24 protein-coding genes and 1 tRNA gene are annotated in these 26,695 nt (G+C 72.3%); 16 read left to right on the top strand and 9 right to left on the bottom strand.

The genetic code is table 11. From position 1 onward, the window contains the following. Positions 1 to 18: 18 nt before the first annotated feature. Positions 19 to 1,263: a glucose-1-phosphate adenylyltransferase gene (gene glgC, locus ACPPVS_RS07745; protein WP_426595448.1), complete on the bottom strand. Its 1,245-nt coding sequence runs from the start codon at positions 1,261 to 1,263 to the stop codon at positions 19 to 21. A 113-nt stretch (positions 1,264 to 1,376) separates the two neighbouring features. On the opposite strand from glgC, the gene glgA reads away from it, so the two are divergent. Beyond that, positions 1,377 to 2,603 carry a glycogen synthase gene (glgA, locus tag ACPPVS_RS07750; RefSeq protein ID WP_426595449.1) on the top strand — a complete coding sequence of 409 codons (1,227 nt, stop codon included), beginning with the start codon at positions 1,377 to 1,379 and terminating at the stop codon, positions 2,601 to 2,603. Between the two features lie 4 nt (positions 2,604 to 2,607). Here the strand turns inward: glgA and ACPPVS_RS07755 are convergent, their stop codons facing one another. Continuing rightward, positions 2,608 to 3,396: a hypothetical protein gene (locus ACPPVS_RS07755; RefSeq protein ID WP_426595450.1), complete on the bottom strand. Its 789-nt coding sequence runs from the start codon at positions 3,394 to 3,396 to the stop codon at positions 2,608 to 2,610. A 111-nt stretch (positions 3,397 to 3,507) separates the two neighbouring features. On the opposite strand from ACPPVS_RS07755, the gene ACPPVS_RS07760 reads away from it, so the two are divergent. The 9 genes from ACPPVS_RS07760 (at position 3,508) to ACPPVS_RS07800 (ending at position 13,692) form a co-directional block, all read left to right on the top strand. Next, positions 3,508 to 4,299: an ABC transporter ATP-binding protein gene (locus ACPPVS_RS07760; RefSeq protein WP_426595451.1), complete on the top strand. Its 792-nt coding sequence runs from the start codon at positions 3,508 to 3,510 to the stop codon at positions 4,297 to 4,299. Between the two features lie 71 nt (positions 4,300 to 4,370). Next, positions 4,371 to 4,799: an NfeD family protein gene (locus ACPPVS_RS07765; protein ID WP_426595452.1), complete on the top strand. Its 429-nt coding sequence runs from the start codon at positions 4,371 to 4,373 to the stop codon at positions 4,797 to 4,799. 63 nt (positions 4,800 to 4,862) lie between these two features. Beyond that, a complete protein-coding gene (locus ACPPVS_RS07770; protein ID WP_426595454.1) occupies positions 4,863 to 6,002 on the top strand; it encodes an SPFH domain-containing protein in 1,140 nt (379 codons plus the stop codon). Positions 6,003 to 6,050: 48 nt separating this feature from the next. Then, positions 6,051 to 6,788 carry a TetR/AcrR family transcriptional regulator gene (locus tag ACPPVS_RS07775; protein WP_426595455.1) on the top strand — a complete coding sequence of 246 codons (738 nt, stop codon included), beginning with the start codon at positions 6,051 to 6,053 and terminating at the stop codon, positions 6,786 to 6,788. Next, entirely contained in the window at positions 6,788 to 8,524 is a 1,737-nt protein-coding gene (locus tag ACPPVS_RS07780) for an ABC transporter ATP-binding protein (RefSeq protein WP_426595456.1), read from the top strand. The genes ACPPVS_RS07775 and ACPPVS_RS07780 overlap by 1 nt, the downstream gene beginning before the upstream one ends. Further along, positions 8,521 to 10,503, top strand: a complete 1,983-nt coding sequence (locus tag ACPPVS_RS07785) for an ABC transporter ATP-binding protein (protein WP_426595457.1) — start codon at positions 8,521 to 8,523, stop codon at positions 10,501 to 10,503. Before ACPPVS_RS07780 ends, ACPPVS_RS07785 begins: the two co-directional genes overlap by 4 nt. Before the next feature lie 26 nt (positions 10,504 to 10,529). Then, positions 10,530 to 11,762, top strand: a complete 1,233-nt coding sequence (locus tag ACPPVS_RS07790) for an MFS transporter (RefSeq protein ID WP_426595458.1) — start codon at positions 10,530 to 10,532, stop codon at positions 11,760 to 11,762. Positions 11,763 to 11,766: 4 nt separating this feature from the next. Continuing rightward, entirely contained in the window at positions 11,767 to 12,594 is an 828-nt protein-coding gene (locus tag ACPPVS_RS07795) for a TrmH family RNA methyltransferase (protein WP_426595459.1), read from the top strand. A gap of 12 nt (positions 12,595 to 12,606) precedes the next feature. Then, complete coding sequence (locus ACPPVS_RS07800) at positions 12,607 to 13,692, top strand: class I SAM-dependent methyltransferase (protein WP_426595461.1); 1,086 nt, start codon at positions 12,607 to 12,609, stop codon at positions 13,690 to 13,692. Here ACPPVS_RS07800 and ACPPVS_RS07805 read toward each other — a convergent pair. Genes ACPPVS_RS07805 through ACPPVS_RS07815 form a run of 3 tightly spaced genes read right to left on the bottom strand, consistent with a single transcriptional unit; the run spans position 13,667 to position 15,445 of the window. Continuing rightward, on the bottom strand, positions 13,667 to 14,233 hold the full coding sequence (locus ACPPVS_RS07805) for a YbaK/EbsC family protein (RefSeq protein WP_426595463.1): 567 nt from the start codon (positions 14,231 to 14,233) through the stop codon (positions 13,667 to 13,669). The genes ACPPVS_RS07800 and ACPPVS_RS07805 overlap by 26 nt on opposite strands. After that, the gene (locus ACPPVS_RS07810) at positions 14,230 to 14,772 is read right to left on the bottom strand and encodes a YbhB/YbcL family Raf kinase inhibitor-like protein (protein ID WP_426595464.1); all 543 of its coding nucleotides are present in this window, start codon (positions 14,770 to 14,772) and stop codon (positions 14,230 to 14,232) included. Before ACPPVS_RS07810 ends, ACPPVS_RS07805 begins: the two co-directional genes overlap by 4 nt. 7 nt (positions 14,773 to 14,779) lie before the next feature. After that, positions 14,780 to 15,445: a Pr6Pr family membrane protein gene (locus ACPPVS_RS07815; protein ID WP_426595466.1), complete on the bottom strand. Its 666-nt coding sequence runs from the start codon at positions 15,443 to 15,445 to the stop codon at positions 14,780 to 14,782. A 197-nt stretch (positions 15,446 to 15,642) separates the two neighbouring features. Between ACPPVS_RS07815 and ACPPVS_RS07820 the strand changes: the two genes are divergently transcribed. The 3 genes from ACPPVS_RS07820 to ACPPVS_RS07830 are packed head-to-tail and all read left to right on the top strand — an operon-like array spanning position 15,643 to position 21,939. Further along, positions 15,643 to 16,437, top strand: coding sequence for a hypothetical protein (locus ACPPVS_RS07820; protein WP_426595468.1), 795 nt, complete (start codon positions 15,643 to 15,645; stop codon positions 16,435 to 16,437). Then, a complete protein-coding gene (locus tag ACPPVS_RS07825) occupies positions 16,434 to 18,293 on the top strand; it encodes a DNA polymerase Y family protein (protein WP_426595469.1) in 1,860 nt (619 codons plus the stop codon). Before ACPPVS_RS07820 ends, ACPPVS_RS07825 begins: the two co-directional genes overlap by 4 nt. After that, entirely contained in the window at positions 18,286 to 21,939 is a 3,654-nt protein-coding gene (locus ACPPVS_RS07830; RefSeq protein WP_426595471.1) for a PHP domain-containing protein, read from the top strand. The genes ACPPVS_RS07825 and ACPPVS_RS07830 overlap by 8 nt, the downstream gene beginning before the upstream one ends. A 6-nt stretch (positions 21,940 to 21,945) precedes the next feature. Here ACPPVS_RS07830 and ACPPVS_RS07835 read toward each other — a convergent pair whose 3' ends face one another. Next, positions 21,946 to 23,172, bottom strand: coding sequence for an AI-2E family transporter (locus ACPPVS_RS07835; protein WP_426595472.1), 1,227 nt, complete (start codon positions 23,170 to 23,172; stop codon positions 21,946 to 21,948). Between the two features lie 140 nt (positions 23,173 to 23,312). On the opposite strand from ACPPVS_RS07835, the gene ACPPVS_RS07840 reads away from it, so the two are divergent. After that, positions 23,313 to 23,395: transfer RNA gene (locus tag ACPPVS_RS07840), tRNA-Leu, on the top strand. 87 nt (positions 23,396 to 23,482) lie between these two features. Here the strand turns inward: ACPPVS_RS07840 and ACPPVS_RS07845 are convergent. Then, a complete protein-coding gene (locus ACPPVS_RS07845) occupies positions 23,483 to 24,097 on the bottom strand; it encodes a dihydrofolate reductase family protein (protein WP_426595473.1) in 615 nt (204 codons plus the stop codon). Between the two features lie 158 nt (positions 24,098 to 24,255). On the opposite strand from ACPPVS_RS07845, the gene ACPPVS_RS07850 reads away from it, so the two are divergent. Together ACPPVS_RS07850 and ACPPVS_RS07855 are read left to right on the top strand one after the other, a co-directional pair. After that, positions 24,256 to 24,675, top strand: a complete 420-nt coding sequence (locus ACPPVS_RS07850; protein ID WP_426595475.1) for a ChaB family protein — start codon at positions 24,256 to 24,258, stop codon at positions 24,673 to 24,675. An 8-nt stretch (positions 24,676 to 24,683) separates the two neighbouring features. After that, positions 24,684 to 24,959 (top strand): hypothetical protein, encoded by a 276-nt coding sequence (locus tag ACPPVS_RS07855; protein WP_426595476.1) that lies wholly within the window; start codon positions 24,684 to 24,686, stop codon positions 24,957 to 24,959. On the opposite strand, the gene ACPPVS_RS07860 is transcribed toward ACPPVS_RS07855, so the two are convergent. Together ACPPVS_RS07860 and ACPPVS_RS07865 are read right to left on the bottom strand one after the other, a co-directional pair. Next, a complete protein-coding gene (locus tag ACPPVS_RS07860) occupies positions 24,956 to 25,321 on the bottom strand; it encodes a cupin domain-containing protein (protein WP_426595478.1) in 366 nt (121 codons plus the stop codon). The two genes, ACPPVS_RS07855 and ACPPVS_RS07860, sit on opposite strands and share 4 nt — an antisense overlap. Further along, entirely contained in the window at positions 25,305 to 26,672 is a 1,368-nt protein-coding gene (locus ACPPVS_RS07865; RefSeq protein ID WP_426595480.1) for a DNA polymerase IV, read from the bottom strand. The genes ACPPVS_RS07860 and ACPPVS_RS07865 overlap by 17 nt, the downstream gene beginning before the upstream one ends. Positions 26,673 to 26,695 lie beyond the last annotated feature (23 nt).

Raw genomic sequence — 26,695 nt, forward strand, 5'->3', positions numbered from 1 at the left:
GGGTAGCCGGTCCGTGGGTCAGTCCGCTTCGATGACCGCGCCCTTCGGCACGACGGTGATGCCCGACTCGGTGACGGTGAACCCGCGGGCGAGGTCGTGCGCGTGGTCGAGCCCGATCCGCACTCGCTCGGGGATCACGACGTTCTTGTCGACGATCGCGCGGTGGACCTGCGCGTACCGCCCCACCTCGACATCGTCCATGAGAACCGAGTCGGTGACCTGCGCCCAGGAGTGCGCACGGATGCCCGGCGAGAGGATCGACCCGCTGATGGTGGCGCCCGAGATGAGCACCCCGGGTGACACGATCGAGTCCGCCGCATGCCCGAGGCGGCCCGCACCGGCGTGCACGAACTTGGCCGGCGCCAACGACGTGTACCCGTTGTAGAGCGGCCACGCGTTGTTGTAGAGGTTGAACACGGGCTCGATCGAGATCAGGTCGATGTTCGCCTCGTAGAACGCGTCGATGGTCCCCACGTCGCGCCAGTAGTCGCGGTCGCGTGGCGTCGAGCCGGGCACGTCGTTGCGCAGGAAGTCATAGACGCCGGCCGTGCCGCGGTCCACGAACCACGGGGCGATGTCGCCACCCATGTCGTGCCGCGAGTTCACGTCCTCCGCGTCGGCCGTCACGGCGGCGACCAGCGCGTCTGCGTTGGCCACGTAGTTGCCCATCGACGCGAGGATCTCGCCGGGGGAGTCCGCCAGGCCGACCGGGTCGGTCGGCTTCTCCCGGAAGCGGGCGATGCGCGTGGGGTCGGACGGGTCCACCTCGATGACGCCGAACTGGTCGGACTCCTCGATGGGCTGGCGGATGGCCGCGACCGTGAACTCGGCGCCCGACGCGATGTGGGCGTCGACCATCTGGGAGAAGTCCATGCGGTAGACGTGGTCGGCGCCGACCACGACCACGATGTCCGGGCGCTCGTCGTCGATGATGTTCAGGCACTGGTAGATCGCGTCGGCGCTGCCGAGGTACCAGTGCTTGCCCACGCGCTGCTGCGCCGGCACCGCGGCCACGTAGTTGCCCAGCAGCGAGCTCATCCGCCAGGTCTGGGCCACGTGCCGGTCGAGGCTGTGCGACTTGTACTGGGTGAGCACGATGACGTGCAGGTACCGCGAGTTGATGACGTTCGACAACGCGAAGTCGATCAGTCGGTAGAGGCCCCCGAAGGGCACCGCCGGCTTGGCTCGGTGTGCGGTGAGGGGCATCAGGCGTTTGCCTTCCCCACCTGCGAGGACGATAGCGAGGACGCGCGGCGCTGCCATGCCTCGACCCTAGGCCCCCGCTGCGATCCCAGCGAGGTCAGGGGTCAGGTCACGCGCTAGCGTGTCGCGAGGAGAGCCGGTCGTCGGTGCCGGTGGGCGAGGGGATGGTTCGCGTGCGTGTCGATCTGCTGACCCGGGAGTACCCACCGCACGTCTACGGCGGCGCAGGCGTCCACATCGTCGGGCTGACCCGGGTGCTGGCCCGCACGATCGACGTGCGGGTGCACTGCTTCGACGGTCCTCGTGACGAGCCGGGGGTGTCGGGATACTCGGTTCCGGCGGACCTGGCCACGGCCAACGCGGCGTTGCAGACCTTCGGCGTCGACCTCGCGATGGCGGACGCCGTCGGGCGCGTGGGTGCCGACGGGGTCGCGTCCGACCTGGTGCACTCCCACACCTGGTACGCCAACCTGGGCGGCCACCTGGCGGGCCTCCTGCACGGGATCCCGCACGTGGCCACGGCCCACAGCCTCGAGCCGCTCCGTCCCTGGAAGGCCGAACAGCTCGGCGGCGGCTACGCGTTGTCCGGCTGGGCCGAGAAGACGGCCTTCGAGGGCGCAGCCGCGGTGATCGCGGTGAGCGGAGGCATGCGCGAGGACATCCTGCGCTCGTACCCGGCCGTGGACCCGGACCGGGTCAAGGTCGTGCACAACGGAATCGACCTCGACGAGTGGCGGCGGCCGACGACCGACGAGGCGCTGGCGCGGGCAGACGCCACGGTGCGCGCCCTCGGCATCGACCCGTCCCGTCCGTCGGTCGTGTTCGTCGGTCGGATCACCCGGCAGAAGGGGCTGCCCTACTTCCTGAGGGCGGTCGAGCTGCTGCCGGCGGACGTGCAGGTCGTGCTCTGCGCCGGCGCGCCGGACACGCCCGAGATCATGTCCGAGGTGACGCAGCTCGTCGACGAGCTGCGTGCGCGCCGCACGGGCATCGTGTGGATCGAGAAGATGCTTCCACGCGACGAGCTGATCGCGGTCCTGTCGCACGGCACGGTCTTCGCCTGCCCGTCGGTGTACGAGCCGCTCGGCATCGTGAACCTCGAGGCCATGGCCGTCGGGCTGCCCGTCGTCGGCACCGCCACCGGCGGCATCCCGGAGGTCATCGACGACGGCGTCACGGGGCGGCTCGTGCCGATCGACCAGCTGCAGGACGGGACCGGGACGCCCGTGGACCCTGCCGCGTTCGTGGCGGACCTGGGTGCCGCCCTGACCGACGCCGTCAGCGACGCCGGGCGCACGGCGGAGTGGGGACTGGCCTCCCGACGACGGGTCGAGGACCACTTCTCGTGGGAGGCCGTCGCCGAGCGTACGGTCGACGTCTACCGCGCCGCGCTCGCCTGACCCGTCAGGCCGGCAGCGTGGTGGCGGCTGCGCTCATCGCCCGACGGGCCAGCCGGTCGACGTCGCGCAGGGCGGTCGAGCGCTGGTCGGCCTGCCAGAGGTTCACGGCGGCGCCGTCGTCCTGGGCGGCGAGCGTCACGATCGCCCGCAGCCGCGCGGCGCTGGTCAGCACGCGCACGGCGCGGCCGGCCAGGCGGTCGGGGAGCCGCCAGCTCGGCAGGCCGATGTCGCGCAGGGCGACGATCGACTCGGCGGCGTCCGGCCGCCAGCGGGCCACGTCGAGCCGCTGCAGCGCGTCGGTCACCTGGATCAGGCCTTGCTGCAGGTCGCGCTCCGCCTCGGCCAGCGAGCCGGTCCGGGCGTGCACCGCGTGCCGCCAGTCGGCGACGTCCGTGACCTCCCAGGTGACCATGTGCCCGGGTTCCAGGTGCGAGCCGAACCGCTCGACCACCGGCACGGCGACGAGGCACGCGTGGCCCGTCCGCACCAGGACCGCCTCGCCGGCGTCGGTCGCCGCGGCGCTCACGGCCGCAGGGGTGGCGCCCAGGTCGCCGGGGGCAGGCAGGACGGTCGCGGTCTCGCGCGGGCCGGGTTCGAGCGCGTCCAGCAGCGAGGAGAGCGGCTGCGCGGTGAGGTCGTCGCGCATGGGGTCGTTCGAGCCCGGCTCGTAGCGGACCGTGTGTGGCTCGTCGTCGGACTGGACGGCCTTCAGCATCGGCCCGCGACCGGGGCCGTCACCGCCGAGCCAGAGGGCCAGCAGGACGGAGCGGGGGAGCTCCAGGGCGATGTCCACCGGACCACGGTAGGACCTGGGCGCCGCGGTGACGGAACCCATGCTCGCCCGTTCGTCTGACGCGCCCGTCGTGACGCACCGCGACCGTGCGCGCCGGTTAGGGTCATGCCCATGACCGACGTGCTCGACCTGCATGCCGTGAGCATCCGCCGCGGGACCACGACGATCCTGGACGACGTGACCTGGACGGTCCGTGACGGCGAGCGGTGGGTCGTCCTCGGTCGCAACGGCGCGGGCAAGACGACGCTGGTCCAGGTGGCGTCCGGTCGCATGCACCCGACCACCGGCACCGCCGACCTGCTCGGCTCCCGGCTCGGCCGCGTCGACGTGTTCGAGCTGCGGCCACGGATCGGTCTGTCCAGCGCCGCTCTCGCCGACCGGATCCCAGCGGGCGAGACCGTCCGTGACGTCGTGCTCACGGCCGCCTACGGAGTGACCGGACGCTGGCGCGAGGACTACGAGGCCCTCGACGAGGCGCGCGCCACCGACCTGCTCGCGGCGTTCGGCGTCGCGCACCTGAGCGACCGGTACTTCGGCACCCTCAGCGAGGGGGAGCGCAAGCGCGTCCAGATCGCCCGGTCGCTGATGACCGACCCGGAGCTCCTGCTGCTCGACGAGCCCGCTGCGGGTCTCGACCTCGGCGGCCGCGAGGAGCTGGTGGCCGCGCTGGCCGAGCTGGCGGCCGACCGCAAGTCCCCCGTCCTCGTGCTCGTGACGCACCACGTCGAGGAGATCCCGCCCGGCTTCACGCACCTGCTGCTGCTGCGGCAGGGCAAGGTGTTCGCTGCCGGTCCGGTGGACGACGTGCTCACGGCCGCGACGCTGTCGGGCGCCTTCGACCTGGACCTCGCCGTCGAGAAGGTCGACGGACGTTGGACTGCCCGCGCGACCGGCCCACGCTGAGGTCGTCGCGGTCCTAGTATCGAAGAGCGGCTCCGACGTCGGAGCTTGCCCGATGCAGGAGAGTGAGCCCGATGGGTTGGCTGTGGTGGGTAGGCGGGGCAACGGTGTTTGCCATCCTCGAGATTCTCTCGCTCGACCTCGTGCTCATCATGTTCGCCGGCGGCTGCCTGGCCGGCGCCGTGGCGTGGGCCCTGGGTGCCCCGCTCGGTGTGCAGATCCTCGTCGCCGCGCTGACGTCCGTGCTGCTGCTGGCGACGCTGCGCCCGTTCCTGCTCAAGCACCTGCGGGAGCGCACCCCCCTCGTCGAGACCAACTCCGCGGCGCTCGTCGGGCGTGAGGCGGTCGTCGTCTCGACCGTGACCCTCGAGGGTGGTCGCGTGAAGCTCAACGGCGAGGTCTGGAGCGCGCGCGTCGATGCCGCGCAGGCCATCCCGCCCGGCACAGAGGTTCGGGTCGCGCGCATCGACGGCGCCACAGCTGTCGTCGCGCCGCTCGTCTGAGCAGCACCTCGTCCGACGTACGACTCGCGGGCAGCGTGCCCGCGTGCAGCTTCTGGAGGTTCGATGAACGACCCGGGTACCGGAACGATCGCCGCCTACGTCGTCGGCGGTCTGATCCTGCTGTTCGTCATCATCGCGCTGGTACGCGCGGTGCGGATCGTGCCCCAGGCCACCGCGGTGGTCGTCGAGCGGCTCGGCCGGTACTCGCGGACGCTCGACGCCGGCCTGCACCTGCTGATCCCCTTCGTCGACCGGGTGCGCGCGAGCGTCGACCTGCGCGAACAGGTGGTCTCGTTCCCGCCGCAGCCCGTGATCACCTCCGACAACCTCGTGGTGAGCATCGACACCGTCATCTACTTCCAGGTCACCGAGCCCAAGTCGGCGGTCTACGAGATCGCCAACTACATCCAGGGCATCGAGCAGCTCACCGTCACCACGCTCCGCAACGTCGTCGGCTCGATGGACCTCGAGCAGACGCTGACCAGCCGTGACCAGATCAACGGCCAGCTGCGCGGCGTGCTCGACGAGGCCACCGGCAAGTGGGGCGTGCGCGTCAACCGCGTCGAGCTCAAGTCGATCGACCCGCCCGAGAGCATCAAGGGCTCGATGGAGCAGCAGATGCGGGCCGAGCGCGACCGGCGCGCCACGATCCTCACCGCCGAGGGCATCAAGCAGTCGCAGATCCTCACCGCGGAGGGTGAGAAGCAGGCGGCGATCCTGCGCGCCGAGGGCAACGCGCAGGCCGCGATCCTGAACGCCGAGGGTGAAGCACGCGCGATCCTTCAGGTGTTCGACGCCGTGCACCGCGGGGACGCGGACCCCAAGCTCCTGGCCTACCAGTACCTGCAGACGCTGCCGAAGATCGCCGCGTACCCGTCGAACAAGATGTGGTTCCTGCCGTCGGAGCTGACCAACGCGCTCGGCACCTTCGCCAAGGGCTTCGGGGGTCCGGTCGTCGACGAGTCCGCGCGGCCTGCCGGCACGTCGCCGCTGGGCGACGACCTGCCGCCGACCACGCTGACCGACCCGGCGGTGGCGCTCGCGGAGGCGCGGCGCGAGTCGGCCGCCGCCACCGCGGACGCCACGAGCTCGGGCACGCTCAGCGGGACGCCGTTTAACCCGGCCGTAGAGCTCGGGCAGCGCCCGGGTCGGGGAGCGGTCCCGCCGCGCGCTCCTGAGCCGGAACCACCGGCAGACGCGTGAGAGGCGAGGGGCTGGACCGACCGGTCCGGCCCCTCCGCCGTTGCCGACGTGCAGCGTTCGCTGACAGCGAACACGTGGCGGAGTGAGTGCTCACTCAGTTATGGTCGCGGCATGCAGACTGTTGTTCCGGCGAAAGGACGTGCCGCTCCGCTGCCACCCGACGAGCGCCGTGCCGCCATCCTGCTCGCCGTCCAGCCTGTGCTGCTCGAACGCGGCGCCTCGGTCACCACCCGTGAGCTGGCCGAGGCGGCGGGCGTCGCCGAGGGGACGCTCTTTCGCGTCTTCACGGACAAGGTGACCCTCGTGCGGCAGGCCGTGATGGCCGCCGTCGACCCCGCGGCCGGCGTCCCGGAGATCAATGCGGTGGACATGAGCCTGCCGCTGCGTGATCGTCTCCTGGTGCTCATGCAGCTCGGTCTCGACCGCGTCGAGAACACGATGCGCTGGATGCAGGTCCTGCACGAGGTCATCCGCATGGACGACGTGCAGCCCGGAGACAGCCACGAGCGCATGCGGTCATGGTCGAAGCGTCAGGAGCCCGGCAATGCCGCGCTCCGCGAGGCGGTGTACGCCGTCCTGGCGCCCGACGCCGACAAGATGCGTCTCCCTGTCACCGAGGTCGAGGACCTGCTCGTCACGGTCCTGCTCGGCGCCATCATCCGGACCGCCGACGCGCGGCGTCGCGGTCTCGACCCCGAACCGCCGGACGCCGAGCGCCTGGTCGATCTCATCCTGCACGGCGTCGCTCGCCCCGACGCACCCTCATCCCCCGAGAGGAGCGCCTGATGCTCATCAAGCTGCTCAAGGTGCATCTCAAGCCGTACCAGGGTGCCGTGATCGCGGTCGTCCTGCTCCAGCTGATCCAGACGATGGCGACCCTCTACCTGCCCAGCCTGAACGCCAGGATCATCGACGACGGCGTGGTCCAGGGCGACACGGCCGAGATCCTGCGCCTCGGGGGCATGATGCTCGCCGTCAGCTTCGTGCAGATCGTCGCCGCGATCATCGCGGTCTACTACGGGTCCCGGACCGCGATGGCCTTCGGGCGCGACGTCCGGGAGCGGCTGTTCGGTCAGGTGCAGACGTTCTCGGCGCAGGAGGTGGCCAAGTTCGGGGCCCCGACGCTCATCACCCGCACGACGAACGACGTCCAGCAGGTGCAGATGGTCACGATGATGACCTTCACCATGATGATCATGGCGCCGATCATGCTGGTCGGCGGCGTGATCATGGCCATGCGCGAGGACGTCGTCCTGTCCGGGATCCTGCTCGTCTCGGTGCCGGTCCTCGGCCTGATCATCGGCCTGATCATCTCGCGGATGGTGCCGTACTTCCGTGTCATGCAGAAGCGGATCGACGGGATCAACCGGGTGCTGCGCGAGCAGATCGCCGGTGTCCGCGTGGTCCGCGCCTTCGTGCGGGAGCGCCGGGAGTCCGAGCGGTTCGACGGTGCGAACGCCGAGCTCTACGGCACGTCGTTGCGCGTGGGCAAGCTCATGGCGCTGATGTTCCCGTCGGTCATGGTCGTCCTCAACATCACGAGCGTGGCCGTGCTGTGGTTCGGTGCGTACCGGGTCGACTCCGGCGCGATGCAGATCGGTCAGCTGACCGCGTTCCTGTCCTACATCGCCTACATCCTGATCGCGGTCATGATGTCCACGATGATGTTCGTGATGGTCCCCCGGGCCGTCGTCTCGTCCGAGCGCATCGGTGAGGTGCTCGAGACCGACACCTCCGTCATGCCGTCGGCCACCCCCGTGAGCCTGCCCGGCACGCGGTCCGGTCTGCTCGAGCTGCGCGGCGTCGAGTTCCGCTACCCGGGCGCCGAGCGGTCGGTCCTGCACGGGGTCGACCTGCTCGCCGAGCCCGGCCGCACCACGGCGATCATCGGCTCGACGGGATCGGGCAAGAGCACGCTCGTCAACCTGATCCCGCGGCTGTTCGACGTGACCGGGGGCGCCGTGCTGCTCGACGGCGTCGACGTGCGCGACCTCGACCCGGACGAGCTGTGGACCCAGATCGGCCTCGTCCCGCAGAAGCCCTACCTGTTCGCCGGGACCGTCCGCTCGAACCTGGAGTACGGCAAGCCGGGCGCGTCCGACGAGGAGCTGTGGCACGCGCTCGAGGTCGCGCAGGCCCGCCCGTTCGTCGAGGCGCTGGCCGAGGGTCTCGACGCCCCGATCTCGCAGGGTGGCACCAACGTGTCCGGCGGCCAGCGACAGCGGCTCGCGATAGCCCGTGCGCTCGTCAGGAAACCGTCGGTGTTCCTGTTCGACGACTCGTTCTCCGCGCTCGACTACGCCACGGACGCGGCGCTGCGGGCGGCGCTCGTGCCCGAGACCCGGGACGCGACCGTGCTGGTCGTCGCGCAGCGCGTGGCCACCATCCGGCACGCCGACTCCATCGTCGTCATGGAGGACGGGCTCGTGGTCGGGGTCGGGACGCACAGCGAGCTGCTGGAGTCGTCGGAGACCTACCGGGAGATCGTCTACTCGCAGGTGAGCGTGGAGGAGGCAGCATGAGCACCGACGAGCGTCCGGCCCCCGCGCAGCGGATGCCGCCGCAGCGCCGCGGTCCCGGTGGCGGCGGCCCGATGATGAACATGGGCATGCCCGGCGAGAAGTCGATGAACTTCCGCGGCTCGGCCGGCCGGTTCCTGCGAGAGATGAAGGGTGAGCGCTGGCCCATGGTGGCCATCGTCGCGATGGGCACGGCGTCCGTCGTGCTGGCGGTCACCGGACCCAAGCTGCTGGGCAACGCCACCAACGTGATCTTCCGGGGCGTCATCGGGCAGCACATCCCGGCGGGCGCCACCAATGCCGAGGCCGTCGCCGCCCTGCGCGCCGCCGGGCAGACGTCCCAGGCCAACATCGTCGAGTCGTCGGGAGCCGTGCCCGGCGTCGGCATCGACTTCGCCCAGCTGCGCAACATCCTGCTGGTCGTCCTGGTGATCTACCTGGGCTCGTTCCTGTTCGGGTGGCTGCAGGGCCGCATGACGGCCGTCGTCGTGCAGCGCGTGGTCTACCAGATGCGGCAGCGGGTCGAGGCGAAGCTGTCCCGGCTGCCGCTGAGGTACCACGACGGCCAGCCGCGCGGCGAGCTCCTCAGCCGCGTGACCAACGACATCGACAACGTCTCCCAGACCCTGCAGCAGACCTTGTCGCAGCTGATCACCTCGGTGCTGACGGTCGTCGGCGTCCTGGCCATGATGTTCTTCATCTCGCCGCTGCTGGCGGTGATCGCGCTGGTCACCGTGCCGCTGTCGATCTGGATCGCGGGGATGATCGCCAAGCGGTCGCGCCCGCAGTTCATGCAGCAGTGGGCGGTGACCGGGCAGCTGAACGCCCACATCGAGGAGATGTACACGGGGCACTCGCTGGTCACCGTCTTCGGGCGGCAGAAGGAGGCCGCCGAGGTCTTCGCGGAGCGCAACGAGATGCTGTACCAGTCGAGCTTCAAGGCGCAGTTCATCTCCGGGATCATCCAGCCGGCGCTGGGCTTCGTGTCCAACCTCAACTACGTGATCGTCGCCGTCGTCGGCGGCCTGCAGGTGGCGTCCGGCGCCCTGACGCTCGGCAGCGTGCAGGCGTTCATCCAGTACAGCCGTCAGTTCACGCAGCCGATCACGCAGATCGCCTCCATGGCGAACCTGCTGCAGTCGGGCGTCGCATCCGTCGAGCGGGTGTTCGAGCTGCTCGACGCCGAGGAGCAGGAGCCCGACCCGGTCGACGCGATCCAGCCGGACGAGCCCATCCAGGGTCGCGTCGCGTTCGAGAACGTCGCGTTCAGCTACTCGCCGGCCAAGCCGCTCATCCGGGACCTGTCCCTGGTGGCCGAGCCCGGTCAGACCATCGCGATCGTGGGACCGACGGGTGCCGGCAAGACCACGCTGGTCAACCTGCTCATGAGGTTCTACGAGGTCGACGACGGCCGGATCACGCTGGACGGCGTGGACGTGCGCGACATGACCCGCGACGCGCTGCGCTCCGAGATGGGCATGGTGCTGCAGGACACCTGGCTGTTCGGGGGGACGCTCGCCGAGAACATCGCGTACGGCGTGGAGCACGCGACGCAGGAGGAGATCGTCGAGGCGGCGATCGCCACCCACGTCGACCGCTTCGTGCGCACGCTGCCCGACGGCTACGACACGGTGGTCGACGACGAGGGCGCGAACGTGTCGGCGGGCGAGAAGCAGCTGCTCACCATCGCCCGCGCGTTCCTGGCCGACCCGGCGATCCTCATCCTCGACGAGGCCACCTCCTCGGTGGACACCCGCACCGAGGTGCTCGTCCAGCAGGCGATGAACGCGCTGCGGCACGGCCGGACCTCGTTCGTCATCGCGCACCGGCTGTCCACCATCCGCGACGCGGACATCATCTTGGTGATGGAGGACGGCGCCATCGTCGAGCAGGGGTCGCACGACGACCTGCTGGCGGTCGACGGCGCGTACGCGCGCCTCTACGCGAGCCAGTTCGCGGCGGCGGTCGCTCCCGTCGACTGAGGCAACCGACCCGTACGCTCGGCGCCATGGCAACCCTGCCCGGCGCCGAGCGCACCGGCTTCGCGCGGGACCGGATCACGGTCGCGTTCTACAGCACGTTCGCCGTGTGGGGCTGGCTGCTGTACAGCTTCAACCCCAGCGTCCCGCTGCTCGCCGACGACCTGCACATCTCCGACGCCCAGGCCGGCCTGCACGGGTCGTCGATGGCCGTCGGGGCGATCCTGTCCGCCTTCGTCACCCCGCGGCTGGTCCGTGGGCGCGGACGGCGGACGGCCGCGGTCGCGTCCGTCGCGCTCATCGCGGTCGGGGTGGTGGCACTCGTGCTGGCGCCGACCCTCGCCTGGAGCCTCGGTGCGGTCTTCGTCGTGGCGCTCGGCGGCAACGCGGCGCTGACCGCGACACAGCCCGGCCTGGCCATCCGCCACAGCCGGGCGTCGTCGGCGGCCCTGACCGAGGCGAACGGGGTCGGGTCGTCGATCGGGCTGATCGGCCCCCTCGCCGTCGGGGCGTGCGTCGCGATCGGCTGGGGCTGGCGTCCGGCGGTACTCGTCACCGCTGTGCTCGCCGTGGCCTCGGCCCTGATGCTCGCGCGGATCCCCGTCGGCGGGGCGATGACGCCCGCTCACGCCGTGATCGAACCCGCGGCCGCGGACGCGCCGGTCCGGCGTGCTTCGCTGCCCGCGTGGTGCTTCCTGGCGACGCTGGTCGCGGCGGTCGCCATGGAGTTCGCCACCACCTACTGGGCGACCAGCCTGGTCATCGAGCAGACCGACGCCGGGGCGGGCATCGCCGCCGCCACGACGGCGGGCCTGGTGTTCGGCATGTCGGTGATCCGCTTCGTCGTCGGACCCCTGTCGCTGCGGATCGCGCCGGCGCTGCTGCTCACCGGTGCGTTCGTCCTCGCGATCGGCGGCTGGGCGATCCTGTGGACCGCGACCACGCCCGCGATCGCCATGGTCGGGCTCGTCGTCTCCGGGCTCGGCTACGGCGCCCAGTACCCGCTGTCGGTCGCCCTCCTGCTGGCCACCGCACCGACCCGACCGGACGCCACCCAGGGTCGCGCGACGCTGGCGGCGGGCCTGGCGGTCGGCGTCGCACCGTTCGCGCTCGGCGCCCTCGCCGACCGGTTCGGCACGCACCAGGCGTTCATCCTCGTTCCGGTCGTCGCCGTCGTCGGCGCGGCGGCCGCAGCCGTTGGCGGCCGCAGGGTGCGCCGGGCCGTCGTGGCCCGGGCCGACGCGGTCGTCCTGGGAGGATGACGGCGTGCCTCGCCCGGACCTGCAGCCCGTCACGACGCCCGACGACGACCGCCTGACCGACTACGTCGCGCTGACCGACGTCGCGCTGCGCTCGAAGCTGGAGCCGTCCAAGGGCCTCTACATCGCGGAGAGCTCGACCGTGCTGGGCCGGGCGCTCGCGGCGGGGCACCGGCCGCGGTCGGTCCTGCTCGCGCCCCGCTGGGTGCCCGACCTGGAGCGGATGCTCGCGGCGTTGCCGGACGACGACGTCGTCGTCCCGGTCTACGTGGCCGACGAGCCCCTGCTCGAGGCGATCACGGGCTTCCACGTGCACCGCGGAGCGCTCGCCGCGATGCACCGGCCCGCCCTCGCCCCCGTCGAGGAGGTCCTGGCGGGTGCCCGGCGAGTCGCCGTGCTCGAGGACATCGTGGACCACACCAACGTCGGCGCCGCCATGCGCGCGTGTGCCGCGTTCGGGCTGGACGCCGTGCTCATCACGCCGCGCTGCGCCGACCCCTTGTACCGACGGTCGGTCCGCGTCTCGATGGGGACCGTGTTCCAGGTCCCGTGGACCCGCATCGACCCCTGGCCCGACGGGCTGTCCCTGTTGCGCTCGCTCGGATTCGTCACGGCGTCGCTCGCCCTGTCGGACGACTCGATCTCGCTCGACCAGCTGGCGGCCGACCCGCCCGAGAGGCTCGCGCTGATCCTCGGGGCCGAGGGTGACGGGCTCAAGGCATCGACCATCGCCGGCTCCGATCTCGTGGTCCGCATCCCGATGGCGGGCGGCGTCGACTCGCTGAACGTCGCGTCCGCGGCGGCGGTGGCCTTCTGGGCGACCCGGGTCCCCTGACACCATGGGGTGATGTCGACGGATCTGTTCGAACCGGTCGGGCAGGGTCCCGACGAGGTCGCCAACCGGTTGCTCGCGGCGACGCTGGGTGCGCAGGAGCTGCTGGCGATCTACGCCGGCGACCAGCTCGGGTGGTACGCGTCCCTGGTCGCACATCCTGGCTCGACCTCGGCCGAGCTGGCCGGGCGGACCTCGACGGACGAGCGGTACGTGCGCGAATGGCTCGAGCACCAGGCGGTGGCGGGGTACGTGACGGTCGACCCCGACCGCCGGTTCTCGCTCACCGACGGCGCTCGCGAGGTGCTCACCGATGCGGACTCCGAGTTCTTCCTCGCACCCCTTGGACGGCTGCAGGCTGCCACCGGCCGCGTGGTCGACGACCTTCTCGACGCGTATCGCACGGGCGGCGGCGTCTCGTGGGCGCACCTGGGCGACGACGCACGGACCGCCCAGGCTGCGCTCAACCGGCCGTTCTTCCTCGGCCCGCTCGTGGACGACGTGCTGCCGGCCATCCCGTCGCTGCACACCCTGCTGCGTGGCGGCGGACGGCTCGCGGACATCGGGTGCGGCATGGGCTGGTCGTCCATCGCGATCGCGCGGGCGTACCCCGAGGCGTCCGTCGTCGGCATCGACATCGACGCACCGTCGATCGAGGCGGCTCGTCTCAACGCCGCGTCCGAGGGGGTCGATGTCACCTTCGAGCTGGCCGACGCCTCGTCGAGCGGTGGCGCGTTCGACGTCGTGACGTTCTTCGAGTGCGTGCACGACATGCCGGACCCGGTGGCGGTGCTCGCGGCCGCGCGGGCGATGGTCCGCGACGACGGGTATGTCATGGTGGCCGACGAGCGAACGCTCGAGGAGTTCGTCGCGCCGGCCGGTCCGGTCGAGCGACTGTTCTACGGCTGGTCGCTCGGCGTGTGCCTGCCCGACGGTCGCGCCACCTCGCCCAGCGTGGCCACCGGAACGGTCATGAGGCCGTCGACGCTGGAGCGGTACGCGCGCGCGGCGGGCTTCGTCGGGATCGAGGTCCTGCCCGTCGAGCTCGACCTGCTGCGGTTCTACCGGCTGCTGATCAGCCCAGAGCCAGACCCTCGATGACCTCCACACCCGGCGCTCTGGCGAGCAGCGCGCCGGGCAGGGCGATCTTCGAACGACGGACACCGCTGCCGATGACGACGGTCGGACCGGCGGACGGGTCGTCGAGGGCGACGCGTGCGTCGACCAGCACGCGGTAGCGGGCGGGCAGCCCGAGCGGCGTGATGCCGCCGTACTCCATGCCGGACTCCTCCACCGCCCGGTCCATCGCCAGGAACGACGCCTTGCGGACGTCGAGCAGGCGCTTGACGGCGTTGTTGACGTCCGCGCGGGTCGTCGCGCGCACCACGCAGGCTGCGACGCGTTCCTCGCCCTCGCGACGGCCCGCCACGAGCACGCAGTTGGCCGACGCCGCCGGCGGCAGCGCGAACGACTCGGTCAGGGTCGCGGTGTCGGCCAGGTCCGGGTCGATCTCGGTCACCAGCACGGCGTCGGCGACCGACGGGTCGTCGTCGGCCCACGCGGTGATCGTCGCGAGGGTGGTGGGGGCGAGGAGGTCGGGGTGGTCGAGCGCGCGGGTCCAGGTGAGCGTGCCCAGGCTCATCGTCGATAGGTCCCGACGAGGATCGCGCGCGCCAGCGTGTGGAACAGGACGGCCGTGTTGGCGGCCCCGGGCATGGTGTCGGCGGCCAGCCCGAGCGAGGGGACGTCGAGGGCGTGGACGACGAAGAAGTAGCGGTGCACCTGGTCGCCGGGCGGGGGAGCGGCCCCCACGTAGCCCGCGACGCCGTCGTCTCCCCTGAGGTGGAAGGCGCCGGGCGGCAGCCCCGAGCCGTCCGGGTTGCCGGCGCCGGCCTCCAGCGTGGTGACGGTCGCCGGGACGTCCATCAGCGTCCAGTGCCACCAGCCCGCGGGACCGGGGGCGTCGGGGTCGAAGCAGCTGACGAGGAACGACTGCGTCTGCGAGGGGAAGCCCGACCACGACAGCTGCGGCGACACGTTGCGGTCGGCGGCGGTGTTCGTGTGGACGTCGGGAATCGGCTTGCCGGTGGTGATGTCGTCGCTGGTCAGCGCGAAGTCGGGGACCTTCGGCAGGAGCGAGTACGGGTCCGGGGCGACGGGACGGGTGAGGTTCACGGCCATGGCGACATCATGTCGCGGCGTGCGCCGCCGTGCGCGTCGTCGTCGGCTCGCGTCGCCCGATCAGTGCACGTGCAGGCATGAGCCGGTCGAGGCCGACGAGCGCCAGCCCGAGCACCCAGAAGCCCACGCCGTAGAGCAGCACGTTCAGCAGCAGGCCGCCGTAGCCGAGCTCGGAGACGTCGATGAACCCGTACGGGTAGGGGCTGCCGGGACTGACGACGCCGCGGACGGTGGTGAAGGCGCAGTACGCCACGGGGTAGGCGAGCCACCAGGTGGCGTTGCGGATGCGCAGCCGCCGGTGGGGGACCATCAGCAGGAAGTGCACGAACGCGGCGATGGGCGTCAACCGGTGCACCAGCTGGTCGTGCGTGAGGCCGAGGGCGATGACCTCCTGACCAGGTGGGGCCGGGTCGAGGATCAGGTACGAGACGAGCCCGGTGATCAGCAGGAAGAGCGTCACCGCACCCCACAGCCACGGCGAGGGTTCCGTCGTGCGCGCCAGGACTGCGATGCCGCCCCAGAGCATCACCACCGCCAGCAGCAGGTTCGACTGGTTGGTGAAGTAGACGTAGTCCTCGAGGTCGAGGCGCAGGCCGTGGCTCGGCGTCCAGAACAGTGCGACGAACGTGATCGCTGCCAGTGCGAGGCGGTAGACCCCGACGACGACTCCCATGACTGCCCTCCTGGCCGCGCCGGCGGCGCTGCCGGCCCGCGCAACCTACATCGCCGGGGTTCACCGTCGGCGGATTGACAGTGCCGCGGGTGTCAGCGTGTACTGAGATACTTCGAACAGTTGTTCGATCTGGCTCCGTTTTTTGTACGGTCGCGACGAGATTCGTGACGAGGTCTCGCGACGAGGGAGGTGCGCCGATGTCCGCCGGAACGATGACCCGGGACGACCGGGTCCGGCTCGCTCGCGCAGCCCTCGCGCGCGCCGAGGAGCGGACCGGCGCGCGCAGCGTGCTGCCCATCGGCGCGCGTCCGGAGGCTCCCGTCGTGACGTTGGTCCCGGCAGAGCCGGAACCCGAGCCCGCCGCCCCGCACGCGGGGATCCTCACCACCGAGCGGCCGCCCATGGCCGTGCCGCCCGCGCTGGTCCCGCTCCTGCCCGAGGGGCTGCGCCGGGGTGCGACGACCGTGGTGAGCGGGTCCACGTCGCTCGTGCTCGCCCTGCTCGCGCACGCGTGCGCCGGTGGGGCGTGGGCGGCCGTCGTCGGCCAGCCGACCGTCGGGCTGCTCGCCGCCGCGCAGGCCGGCGTCTCGCTCGAGCGGCTTGCCGTGGTGCCGCGGCCCGGGCTGGAGTCGCCGACCGTGCTCGCGGCGCTGCTGGACGGGGTGGACGTGGTGGTCGTCGGACCGCAGGTCTCGCTCACCGACGCCGACCGCAGGCGCCTGTCCTCCCGCGCGCGGGACCGGGGGTCGGTGCTGCTGTCGACCGCCGACTGGCCCGGGGCGGGTGTGGTGCTCACCGTCGAGCGGGGTCGGTGGACCGGGGTGGACGCGGGCGAGGGGCGACTGCGGACCCACGAGATCCGGGTGGCGCGGACCGGTCGGGGCAGCGCCGCCGTGCCGCGGTCGCTCGACCTGACGCTGCCGCTGGGGGCGCAGGAGGCCGTCGTCGTGCCGTCCGGCGAGCCCACCACCGGGCTGAGGCTCGTCGGATGAGCACCCGGACCACGGTGCTGTGGGTGCCCGACTGGCCGGTGGTGGCTGCCGCGGTCACCGAGGAGGTGCCGGCGCACCTGCCGGCTGCGGTGCACGACGGGCAGCGGCTGACCGCGGTGTCCGCCGTCGCCCGGGCCGAGGGGGTGCGGCGCGGGATGCGTCGGAGGCAGGCGCAGGGGATCTGCCCCGAGCTGGTCCTGCTGGCCGCCGACGACACCCGCGACGTGCGCATGTTCGAGCCGGTCGCGGCTGCCGCGGAGACCGTCGTGGCGGGCATCGAGGTGGTGCGCGCGGGGATGCTCCTGCTGCCCGCGGGGGGCGCCAGCCGGTACCACGGGTCCGAGGAGGCGCTCGCGGAGCTGCTGGTCGACGCGGTGGCAGCCCGCTCGGGGCACGAGTGCGCGGTGGGCACCGCGGACGGGCTGCTGGCCGCCGTCCTGGCCACCCGGTCGGGCGCGGTGGTGCCACCCGGGCAGTCGCCGGCCTACCTCGCACGGCACGGCGTGACCGAGCTGGTGCACGCCGCGGTCACCGACGAGGCGGCGGCCGCGGTGACGGACCTGGTGGACCTGCTGCACCGGCTCGGGCTGCGCACCCTCGGGCAGCTCGCCGCCCTGCCGCCCACCGACGTGCACGCCCGGTTCGGTCGCCTGGGTGCCTGGGCGCAGCTGCTGGCGCGGGGGGACGACGAGCGGCCGCCGGCACGGCGCCGGCCCGAGGCGGACCTCGAGGTGTCCACCGAGCTGGACCCGCCGCTCGACCGGGTCGACTCGGCCACCTTCGCCGGTCGACGGCTGGCCGAGGAGCTGCACGAGCTGCTGGTCCAGCACTCCGTGACGTGCGGCCGCCTGCAGATCTCCGCCCGCACCGACGAGGGCGAGGACCTGGTCCGCACCTGGCGCACCGACCTCGGCGGCTGGGGCGGTCTGACCCCCGCGCGCATCACGGACCGGATCCGTTGGCAGCTGGAGGGCTGGCTGGCCGCCACCGCCGTCCAGACCGCTCGCAGCCGTTCCCTGGACGACCCGGCCGGCCGCGCGCGGTCGGCGGCCGCTCGGGCGTCGGTCGCGTCCGGCAAGGACCCCTGGGCGCACGACGACCTGCCGGTGGACCCGTGGCCCGACGACTCCCGTCCTGTCACGCTCGTGCACCTCGCCGTCAGCGCCCTGGACGTCGCGCCGGCGGGGGCCGAGCAGGGGCGACTCTGGGGCGGACCGTCGGGCGGTGACCTGCGTGCGCACCGGGCCCTGGACCGGGTGCAGGGGATCGTCGGCGGGTCGGGGATCCTCGTCGCGACGCTGCAGGGCGGTCGGGACGTCCGCGACCAGGTGCACCTGCGGCCGTGGGGTGAGCAGACCGAGCCCGCACGTCCGGTGGACCGCCCCTGGCCCGGACGGCTGCCCGACCCCGCACCGGCCACGGTCCTGGACCCGCCCGAGCGCGTCGAGGTGCGGGACGTCGCCGGGGTGCCGGTGCTGCTCGACGTGCGCGCGGGGATGACGGGAGAGCCGGCGTGGGTGCGGTGGCTGCCCCGCCAGGACGACGTCGCGGCACCGCGTGCGCCGGGTCGGCGACCGGGTGAGTGGTCGAGCGTGCGCCGGGACGGGCGCTCCGCGGGCAGGCGCTTCGGTGACGCGCTGTTCGGCGATGACGCAGTGTTCGGCGAGGACGTGCGGTCCGGCGACGACGTGCGCTCCGTCGTCGGGTGGGCCGGCCCGTGGCTGCTGAGCGAGCGGTGGTGGACCGACGACCGCCCCGGACTGCGGGCGCACGTGCAGGTGACGTTCGAGGACGGTCGCGCGGTGCTGCTCGCCTGCACGACGACCGGCTGGACGTGCGAGGCGACCTATGACTGAGGGGCTGCGATACGCCGAGCTCCACGCGCACACGGCGTTCAGCTTCCTGGACGGTGCGAGCCAGCCAGAGGAGCTCGCCGCGGAGGCGTCCCGGCTCGGGCTGCGGGCGCTCGCGGTCACCGACCACGACGGGCTGTACGGCGTGGTCCGGTTCTCCCAGGCCGCTCGCGCGGTCGGCCTGCCCACGGTTTTCGGTGCGGAGCTGCACCTGCCGGCCCCGGATGGCCGTCGTCACCCGAGGGAGACACGGGTGACCCCCGGGCCGCCCGTGCTCGACCTGCCGACGGGCGTCCCGGACCCCCGCGCGTCGCACCTGCTGGTCCTCGCGCGCGGTGCCGACGGGTACCGCGCGCTGTCCCGCGCGATCGCGGAGGCACACCTGCGGACCGGGAAGAAGGGCGCTGCCGACTACCGCCTGGAGGAGCTCGCCGCGACGGCCGCCGGGCAGTGGCTGGTGCTCACGGGCTGCCGGAAGGGGTCGGTCCGGCGGGCGCTCGCAGGCGGCGACCCGTCGGGGGTCGCCGGGGTCGGCGCCTCGGGCGTCCAGGCCGCACGCACGGAGCTGGACCGGCTCGTCGCCCTGTTCGGCCGGGACAACGTGGCGGTCGAGACGACGGCGGCGGGGGACCCGTACGACGCCGAGCGCGCGGACGCCCTGGCGCTCCTCGCGGCCGAGGCCGGTCTCCCGCTCGTGGCCACCGGGAACGTCCACTACGCCACCCCGCGCGACGCGGACCTCGCCGCCGCGCTCGCCGCCGTCCGCGCGCGGTCCTCGCTGGAGGACCTCGACGGCTGGCTGCCAGGCGGGCCGAGCGCGCACCTGCGGTCTGCCGCCGAGATGCTCGCGCTGCATCGTCGGCACCCGTCGGCCGTCGGCACGGCGGCGGCCCTGGCGGACGAGTGCGCGTTCGACCTGTCCCTCGTCGCGCCGAACCTGCCGCCCTATCCGGTGCCCCCCGGACACACCGAGGCGACCTGGTTGCGCACGCTTGTACAACAAGGCGCCATGGAGCTGTACGGGCCGCCGGAGAAGGAGCGCGTGCCCGGTGCCTACGCACAGCTGGCGCACGAGCTGCGGGTGATCGAGGACCTCGGGTTCCCGGGCTACTTCCTGGTCGTCTACGACCTGGTCGACTTCTGCCGTCGCAACGGGATCATGGCGCAGGGTCGCGGCTCCGCGGCCAACTCGGCGGTCTGCTACGCGCTGCGGGTCACCGCGGTCGACGCCGTGCGGCACGGGTTGCTCTTCGAGCGGTTCCTCGCCCCGGAGCGCGACGGACCGCCGGACATCGACGTCGACATCGAGTCGGCGCGCCGCGAGGAGGTCATCCAGTACGTGTACGAGAAGCACGGCCGGTCGCACGCGGCGCAGGTGGCCAACGTCATCTCGTACCGGCCGCGGTCGGCGGTGCGGGACGCCGCGCGCGCGCTCGGGTACGACGCGGGGCAGCAGGACGCGTGGGCGTCGTCGATCGAGCGCTGGGGGAGCCTGCACCCGGCGGCGCCCGCGGTGCCCGCCGAGCCGGAGCGCCCGTCGAGCACGCGCCGGCGGCCTCACGTCGGACACGTCGGTCCGGTGCCCGAGCAGCCCACGAGCGTGGTCACGCAGCGCGAGGAGCGCACCCGGACGCGAGCGGCGATGTGGGGCAACACGTGGGAGCCGCCCGCGGTGCTGCGCGCACCGCCTGCGGGTGCACGGGGCGTCGGTGGCGCGCCCGGCCAGGGCGGCGCTCTGCTCGCGCGCGCCGCGAAGGGGCACGACACGCCCGGCCTGGCCACCGCGGACGGGCATGACGTCGTCCCGACGGTGCTTCCTCCGTCGGCGAGCGACCTGGACGAGATCCCCGAGCAGGTCATCGACCTGGCGGACCGGTTCCTTCGCCTTCCCCGGCACCTGGGCATCCACTCCGGCGGCATGGTGATGTGCGACCGGCCGGTGATCGAGGTGTGCCCGGTGGAGTGGGCGCGGATGCCGGGCCGCACGGTGCTGCAGTGGGACAAGGAGGACTGCGCGGACGCCGGGCTGGTGAAGTTCGACCTGCTCGGGCTCGGCATGCTCACCGCGTTGCGCATCGGGTTCACGTCCGTCACGGAGCACGAGGGCGAGGTGCTCGACCTGCACGGGCTGCCCGCGGAGGACCCACGGGTGTACGACCTGCTCAGCGCGGCGGACACGGTCGGGGTGTTCCAGGTGGAGTCGCGGGCGCAGATGGGCACGCTGCCCCGCCTGCAGCCGCGCACGTTCTACGACATCGTCATCGAGGTCGCGCTCATCCGCCCCGGCCCGATCCAGGGCGGCTCGGTGCACCCGTACATCGAGCGCGCGCACGGTCGGCAGCCGGTCACCTACCTGCACCCGCTGCTCGAGAAGTCGCTGGCCAAGACCAAGGGTGTCCCGCTGTTCCAGGAGCAGCTCATGCAGATGGCCATCGACGTGGCGGACTTCACGCCGGCCGAGGCGGACCAGCTGCGGCGCGCGATGGGGTCCAAGCGGTCGACCGAACGGATGGAGGCGCTCAAGGGGCGGCTCCTCGACGGGATGGCCGGGCACGGGATCGACGAGGAGACGGGCGAGCAGATCTTCGAGAAGCTCCGGGCGTTCGCCGACTTCGGGTTCCCGGAGTCGCACGCGTACTCGTTCGCGTTCCTCGTCTACGCCAGCGCGTGGCTGAAGGTCTACCACCCGGCGGCGTTCTATGCGGGGTTGCTGGCGGCGCAGCCGATGGGGTTCTACTCGCCGCAGTCGCTCGCCGCGGACGCCCGTCGGCACGGCCTCGAGGTGCTCCGACCGGACATCCAGGTCTCGGACGTGCAGGCGTGCGTCGAACGTCTGGGCCCGACACCGCCCGACGGGGAGCCGCGGCTGGTCCCGACCCCCAGCGGCACCGGGCCGGTCACCGCACCGGGTGTGCGCACCGGCGCCGGGTCGGACCGGCCGCGGTCGCTGGCCGTCCGGCTCGGCCTGGCCTCGGTCCGGTCCGTGGGAGAGGACGTGGCGCAGCGGATCGTCGACGAGCGCCGTGCGCACGGCCCGTTCGCCGACCTGCGCCAGCTGGTCCGTCGCGTCCAGCTGTCCACCGCGCAGCTCGAGGCCCTGGCCACGTCGGGTGCGCTCGACAGCCTGGACGTCACGCGCCGCGAGGCCCTGTGGGCGGCGGGCGCGCTGGCTCAGGAGGGGCCGGACACGCTGCCGGGGGTCTCGGTCGGGGTGAGCGCGCCGATGCTGCCGGGGCTGAGCGACGTCGAGATCGCCACGGCGGACGTCTGGGCGACGGGCGTGTCCGTCGACTCCTATCCCACGCAGTTCGTGCGCGAGGGGCTGGACGCCGCCGGGGTCATCCGCGTGCAGGAGGCGTACACCCACGAGCTCGGCCGCCGGGTGGCCGTCGCCGGTGTCGTCACGCACCGGCAGCGCCCGGGCACGGCCGGAGGCATCACGTTCCTGTCGCTGGAGGACGAGACCGGGCTGCTCAACATCATCTGCTCGGCAGGCCTGTGGCAACGGTTCCGCAAGGTGGCCCGCACGTCCCGCGCCCTGGTGGTCCGGGGACGGCTGGAACGTTCCGACGGAGCGACCAACCTGGTGGCCGAGCACCTGGTGCCCATGTCGCTGCGGGTCCGGACGACCTCCCGCGACTTCCACTGAGGCCGGTCAGGCCTCGTGAACCGGCTCGTCGTCCTCGATCTGCTCGACCTCGTCCACCGGGCCGTCGCCGTCGTCGGCAGGGGTCTCGGTATCCATCGGAGGATCGAGCGTCCGCAATCGCGAGAAGACCGCCCAGCAGACCGCCACGAGCGGCACGGCGATCACGGCGCCCAGGATGCCGAAGGTCAAGGTCCCCGCCGTCACGGACAGGGCGATGACTACCGGGTGCAGCCGCACCTGTCGACCCATGATGAACGGCTGGAAGATGTGCCCCTCGAGCTGTCCGATCAGGGCGATGCCGACGCCGACCAGAGCGGCGTTGAGCAGCCCGTTGGCCGCCAGCGCGACGACCATGGCGACGATCATGGCCGCAGGGGCACCGACGAGCGGGATGAACGCGCCGACCAGTACCAGCACCGCCAGCGGCGCTGCGAGCGGCACGCCCAGGGCGAGCAGCAGGATGAACGCGAGCACGCTGTCGGTGAGCGCGATGAGCACCGTGCCGCGCGTGTACCCGGAGAACGTGTACCAGCCGGCGCCGGCCGCCATCTGCCAGGTGCCCCGGACACGGGATGGCAGCTGGTTGAGGAACCACGTCCACATGTCGCGGCCGCGGGAGAGGAAGAACACCGTGCAGAAGATCGCCAGAGCGATGGCGGTGAAGATCTCGACCACGGAGCCCGCGCCGGCCGCGGCCTGACTGGCGAGGTCCCCGGCGTGGTCCTGGACCCATTTCTGCCCGTTGCTGATCCACGTCGCTATCTGGTCGTTCGTGATGGTGAACGGCAGCTTGCCGCTCTCGAGATAGTCGGTGATCTGCTTCAGGCCGTCGCCGAACTGCTTGGTCAGGTCGGTCCACTGGTTGGCGATCGAGTAGGCCACATACGCGATCAGACCGATGAAGAGGAAGAACCCGCCGAAGATCGCCAACGCCGTCGACAGCCCGCGTGGCAGGAATCGACTGAGGAAGTCGACGATCGGACGGAGCACCGCGGTGAACACGAAGGCGATGAACAGGGCGATGAAGAGGAGCATCACCTTGCCGACGACGAAGAAGATGAGTCCCACCATCAGGATCACGATCAGCAGCCGCCAGGAGACACCCGCGGAGTTGCGCAGCCAGCGCGGAGCTGTGTGCTCCACGCCGTAGACGGCCGGGTTGCGACGCGCACCGGCCACCTTGCGCGCGGCCGGCCCCGGTCCACGTCCCGGCGTCTGGCTCGCGTCCGTCATCAGGCTCCTTGCATCCTCGGCACCCCTGTCCCTGTCTCGCGCACAGTCTGCACCGGGAGGCCGATGCGTGCCTGCCAGCCGCGCCGTGCTATCTTTTCTGCCGCACCTGAGGGCGCCTCCGGGTGTCTCACGGTCCACCTGTCCGGGTGGCGGAATGGCAGACGCGCTAGCTTGAGGTGCTAGTGCCCTAACGGGCGTGGGGGTTCAAGTCCCCCTCCGGACACTCGTTGAGACAGCGACGAACAAGGCCCTGACCAGCAGAGATGCGGGTCGGGGCCTTCTTCGTCCCGTGCAGCTGCACCACAGCGCCTCAGTCCCTCGTCCCGGTCGGCACCTGGTCGGTCACGTCCTCGTAGGCGCGCGCGGCCAGCGCCTCGGCCGGCGCGTAGATGAGGCGCACGACGCCGGTGGGGAACACGTCCGAGCGCAGGAGCGTCAGCGGGTAGACCGGCTCGCCCTCGTCGAACAGGCGCTCGCCGTGCCGGGCCGCGACCGGGTGGACCAGGAGGCGCAGCTCGTCGAGGAGCCCGACGGCGAGCAGCTGGCGGACCACGGAGATCGATCCGGGGACCAGGATCTTGCCGGGCGCCTTCTTCAGCTCGGTCACCGCCTCGACGAGGTCGCCCTCGACGCGTTCGGCGTTGCGCCAGCCGAGGTCCTGCGAGCCGCGGGTGGCGACGACCTTGCGCACGTCGCCCAGGGTCACCGCGAGCGGTGCGTCCTCGCCTCCGGCGGTCTCGCGGTCGGGCCAGGCGCCGGCGAAGCTGTCGTACGTCACGCGCCCGAGCAGCAGGACGTCGACGTCCTCGTAGTCCTCGCCCACCGCAGCGCCCATGTTCGCGTCGAAGTACGGGAAGTGCCACGCGGGGTCGATCTCGACGACGCCGTCGAGCGAGATGAACAAGGTGGAGACGATCGTCGCCATCGGGGTCCTCCGAGGTGGGTGCGGTGGTCGGCCCCACGGTATCCGGGCTGTCGTCCCACGGGGTGGCGGCCTGGCGGCGACCGGGGACGCGAACGAGATCGTGCGCTCGCGGTTCGCGACGGGCGGCGTGACGATGGCTGGGATCCCGAGGAGGCGACATGCCCAAGACCGCACGCTCGGGGGCCGCCAAGCAGAGCGAGCTCCCGGCCACGTTGCAGAGTTCCGACGGGCCGGCGCAGCGCACCTACGCGCACGCGTACGACGCGGCGATCGAGCAGTACGACGGTGACGAGGAGGCCGCCCACCGGGTCGCCTTCGCAGCGCTCAAGCACACCCACGAGAAGGTCGGCGACAGCTGGCGACCCAAGGAGCGCAGCGGTCCGAGCGACAGGCGCGCGCAGGAGGGCTACGGCTCGACGGCACCGAGCGCGGGCGGCGTGGACGCGAACGCGTCCAAGGCGCACCTGTACGACCTGGCCAAGGAGCTGGACATCGAGGGTCGGTCGACGATGGACAAGAGCCAGCTGGTCGACGCGATCGACAAGGAGAACCAGCGACGAAGCCGCCGGGCACAGTGATGTTCCTCGTGACGCTGCGCCGTTCCGGTCCGCTGTGGCAGGCGGGGCTCCCGCTGGAGGACCAGTCGGGCTTCCCAGAGCACGCCGAGTTCATGGACGGGCTCGTGGCCGGGGGTGTGGTCGTGCTCGGTGGCCCGCTGTCCGACGAGGTCCGTGTGGTCGAGGTGATCGAGGCGCCGTCCGCCGACGCCGTGCGCGCGACGCTCGCCGACGACCCGTGGAGCGGCTCCCACCTGGTGGTCGAGTCGGTGGAGGCCTGGACGATCAGGCTCGACGGACGCTAGTCCGCGAGCTCGCGCAGGACGGCGGTGCGCTCACCGCCGACGTCGCCCGTGTTGACCGTCCCGGCGGGTTCGACGAGCAGGGCGCACACCACGCCGTCGGCCCTCGGGCAGTGCTCGACGCCCCGGGGGACCACGTAGACGTCCTGCGGCCCGAGCTCGACGTCACCGTCGCGCAGCTGGAGGGTCAGCCGCCCGGACAGGACCAGGAAGAGCTCGTCGGTGTCCGGGTGGCTGTGCCAGACGAACTCGCCGTCGAGCTTGACCACCTTGACGTCGTAGTCGTTCACCGACGCCAGCCGGTGGGGCTGCCACGGCTCCGTGATCGAGTCGAGCGCGTCCTGGATGTTACGCACGGTCGTCATCGCCCGAGCCTACGGGCGACAGCGAGACGAGCGGCGGGACGAGCAGGAGCGGGTCCGCGTCCAGATCGAGCACCTGGGAGCGTGCCGGCGGGGTGTCGACGGACTCGAACCGGACGGTCGCCTCGCGGCCGCGCACGTGCACGACCCACCCGCGGCCCAGGGTGGCGTGCTCGATGTCGAGGCCCGGTCGGGCGTTCTCCGCGGTCAGTGGGCGTGCCTGGGTCGGGTCCTGCGCCGGGAGGTCGAGCGGGTCCGGTTCGACGTCGTGCTCGTCGTCGGCGTCCCAGGGCAGGGTCAGCTGCGCGTGCGCCGACAGGTTGTGGAACGAGACCCCGAGCAGACGCACCGAGTCGGTCAGGCCGGCGGCGAGGGCGGCCTGGTGGGCGGCGGCGCGCAGCTCGGCCGGTTCGGCGGACGGCTGCGCCAGCGTGACCGAGCGTGTGAGCGTGGTGAAGTCCGCGAACCGCACCTTGGCGACGACGGTCCGCGCGCCCCCGCCGTGCGCGGTGAGCCGACGCAGGGCCTCGTCCGTGACGGCGTCGATCGCCGCGCCGATGACCTCCCGGCCGAAGATGTCGGCGGCGAACGTCCGTTCGGCGCCCACGGACTTGCGTTCGGCCCCCGGGGCCACCGGGCGTGGGTCGATCCCGCGCGCGAGGCGGTAGAGGTTCGCGCCCGACGACTCACCGACGGTCATGGTCAGCACGTCCAGCGGCTGGCGCCGCAGGTCCGCGACGGTCCGTGCGTCGAGCCGCTCGAGCGCCGCCGCGGTGGCGGGCCCGATGCCCGGCACCGCGCGCACGGGCAGGGGGAGCAGGAAGTCGTCCTCGTCGGCCGGCTCGACCAGCAGCAGCCCGTCCGGCTTGGCGGCGTCCGACGCGAGCTTGGCGACGAGCTTGGTGCGGCCGATGCCGACCGACACCGCGAGACCGGTCAGCGCCCGGATCCGCGCCCGGACGGCGGTCGCGGCGCTCGCGGGGTCGTCCGCGAACGGACCCGCCTCCAGGTCCACGAACGCCTCGTCGATGCTCAGCTGCTCGACGAGCGGCGACAGGGTGGCCAGCTCGGCCATGATCGCCCGCGAGTATGCGCTGTAGGCCTCGAACCGCGGGAACAGCACGGCCGCCGCAGGCGCGAGCCGCCGGGCCCGGCTCATGGGCATCGCCGACCGTGCCCCGGCCTGGCGTGCCTCGTAGGACGCGGTCGACACGACACCGCGCGGGCCGGTGCCGCCGACCAGCACGGGCTTGCCGCGCAGCGACGGCTTGTCGCGCTGCTCGACGGCGGCGAAGAACGAGTCCGCGTCGGCGTGCAGCACGGTCGCACGGGGGGTGCGCAAGGGGTCGGCCACGGCCCTACTCTGCCGCGACGGCG

It is taken from the genome of Cellulomonas sp. McL0617 (genome assembly GCF_049994875.1).
Classification (GTDB): Bacteria; Actinomycetota; Actinomycetes; order Actinomycetales; family Cellulomonadaceae; genus Cellulomonas.

Coding starts and splice junctions, on each gene's coding strand:
- ACPPVS_RS07780 (WP_426595456.1), top strand. CDS start 6,788: ATGCTCATCAAGCTGCTCAAGGTGCATCTCAAGCCGTACCAGGGTGCC.
- ACPPVS_RS07760 (WP_426595451.1), top strand. CDS start 3,508: ATGACCGACGTGCTCGACCTGCATGCCGTGAGCATCCGCCGCGGGACC.
- ACPPVS_RS07765 (WP_426595452.1), top strand. CDS start 4,371: ATGGGTTGGCTGTGGTGGGTAGGCGGGGCAACGGTGTTTGCCATCCTC.
- ACPPVS_RS07785 (WP_426595457.1), top strand. CDS start 8,521: ATGAGCACCGACGAGCGTCCGGCCCCCGCGCAGCGGATGCCGCCGCAG.
- glgC (WP_426595448.1), bottom strand. CDS start 1,263: ATGGCAGCGCCGCGCGTCCTCGCTATCGTCCTCGCAGGTGGGGAAGGC.
- ACPPVS_RS07830 (WP_426595471.1), top strand. CDS start 18,286: ATGACTGAGGGGCTGCGATACGCCGAGCTCCACGCGCACACGGCGTTC.
- ACPPVS_RS07860 (WP_426595478.1), bottom strand. CDS start 25,321: ATGACGACCGTGCGTAACATCCAGGACGCGCTCGACTCGATCACGGAG.
- ACPPVS_RS07790 (WP_426595458.1), top strand. CDS start 10,530: ATGGCAACCCTGCCCGGCGCCGAGCGCACCGGCTTCGCGCGGGACCGG.
- ACPPVS_RS07805 (WP_426595463.1), bottom strand. CDS start 14,233: ATGAGCCTGGGCACGCTCACCTGGACCCGCGCGCTCGACCACCCCGAC.
- ACPPVS_RS07825 (WP_426595469.1), top strand. CDS start 16,434: ATGAGCACCCGGACCACGGTGCTGTGGGTGCCCGACTGGCCGGTGGTG.
- ACPPVS_RS07770 (WP_426595454.1), top strand. CDS start 4,863: ATGAACGACCCGGGTACCGGAACGATCGCCGCCTACGTCGTCGGCGGT.
- ACPPVS_RS07800 (WP_426595461.1), top strand. CDS start 12,607: ATGTCGACGGATCTGTTCGAACCGGTCGGGCAGGGTCCCGACGAGGTC.
- ACPPVS_RS07850 (WP_426595475.1), top strand. CDS start 24,256: ATGCCCAAGACCGCACGCTCGGGGGCCGCCAAGCAGAGCGAGCTCCCG.
- ACPPVS_RS07815 (WP_426595466.1), bottom strand. CDS start 15,445: ATGGGAGTCGTCGTCGGGGTCTACCGCCTCGCACTGGCAGCGATCACG.
- ACPPVS_RS07845 (WP_426595473.1), bottom strand. CDS start 24,097: ATGGCGACGATCGTCTCCACCTTGTTCATCTCGCTCGACGGCGTCGTC.
- ACPPVS_RS07835 (WP_426595472.1), bottom strand. CDS start 23,172: ATGACGGACGCGAGCCAGACGCCGGGACGTGGACCGGGGCCGGCCGCG.
- ACPPVS_RS07810 (WP_426595464.1), bottom strand. CDS start 14,772: ATGGCCGTGAACCTCACCCGTCCCGTCGCCCCGGACCCGTACTCGCTC.
- ACPPVS_RS07820 (WP_426595468.1), top strand. CDS start 15,643: ATGTCCGCCGGAACGATGACCCGGGACGACCGGGTCCGGCTCGCTCGC.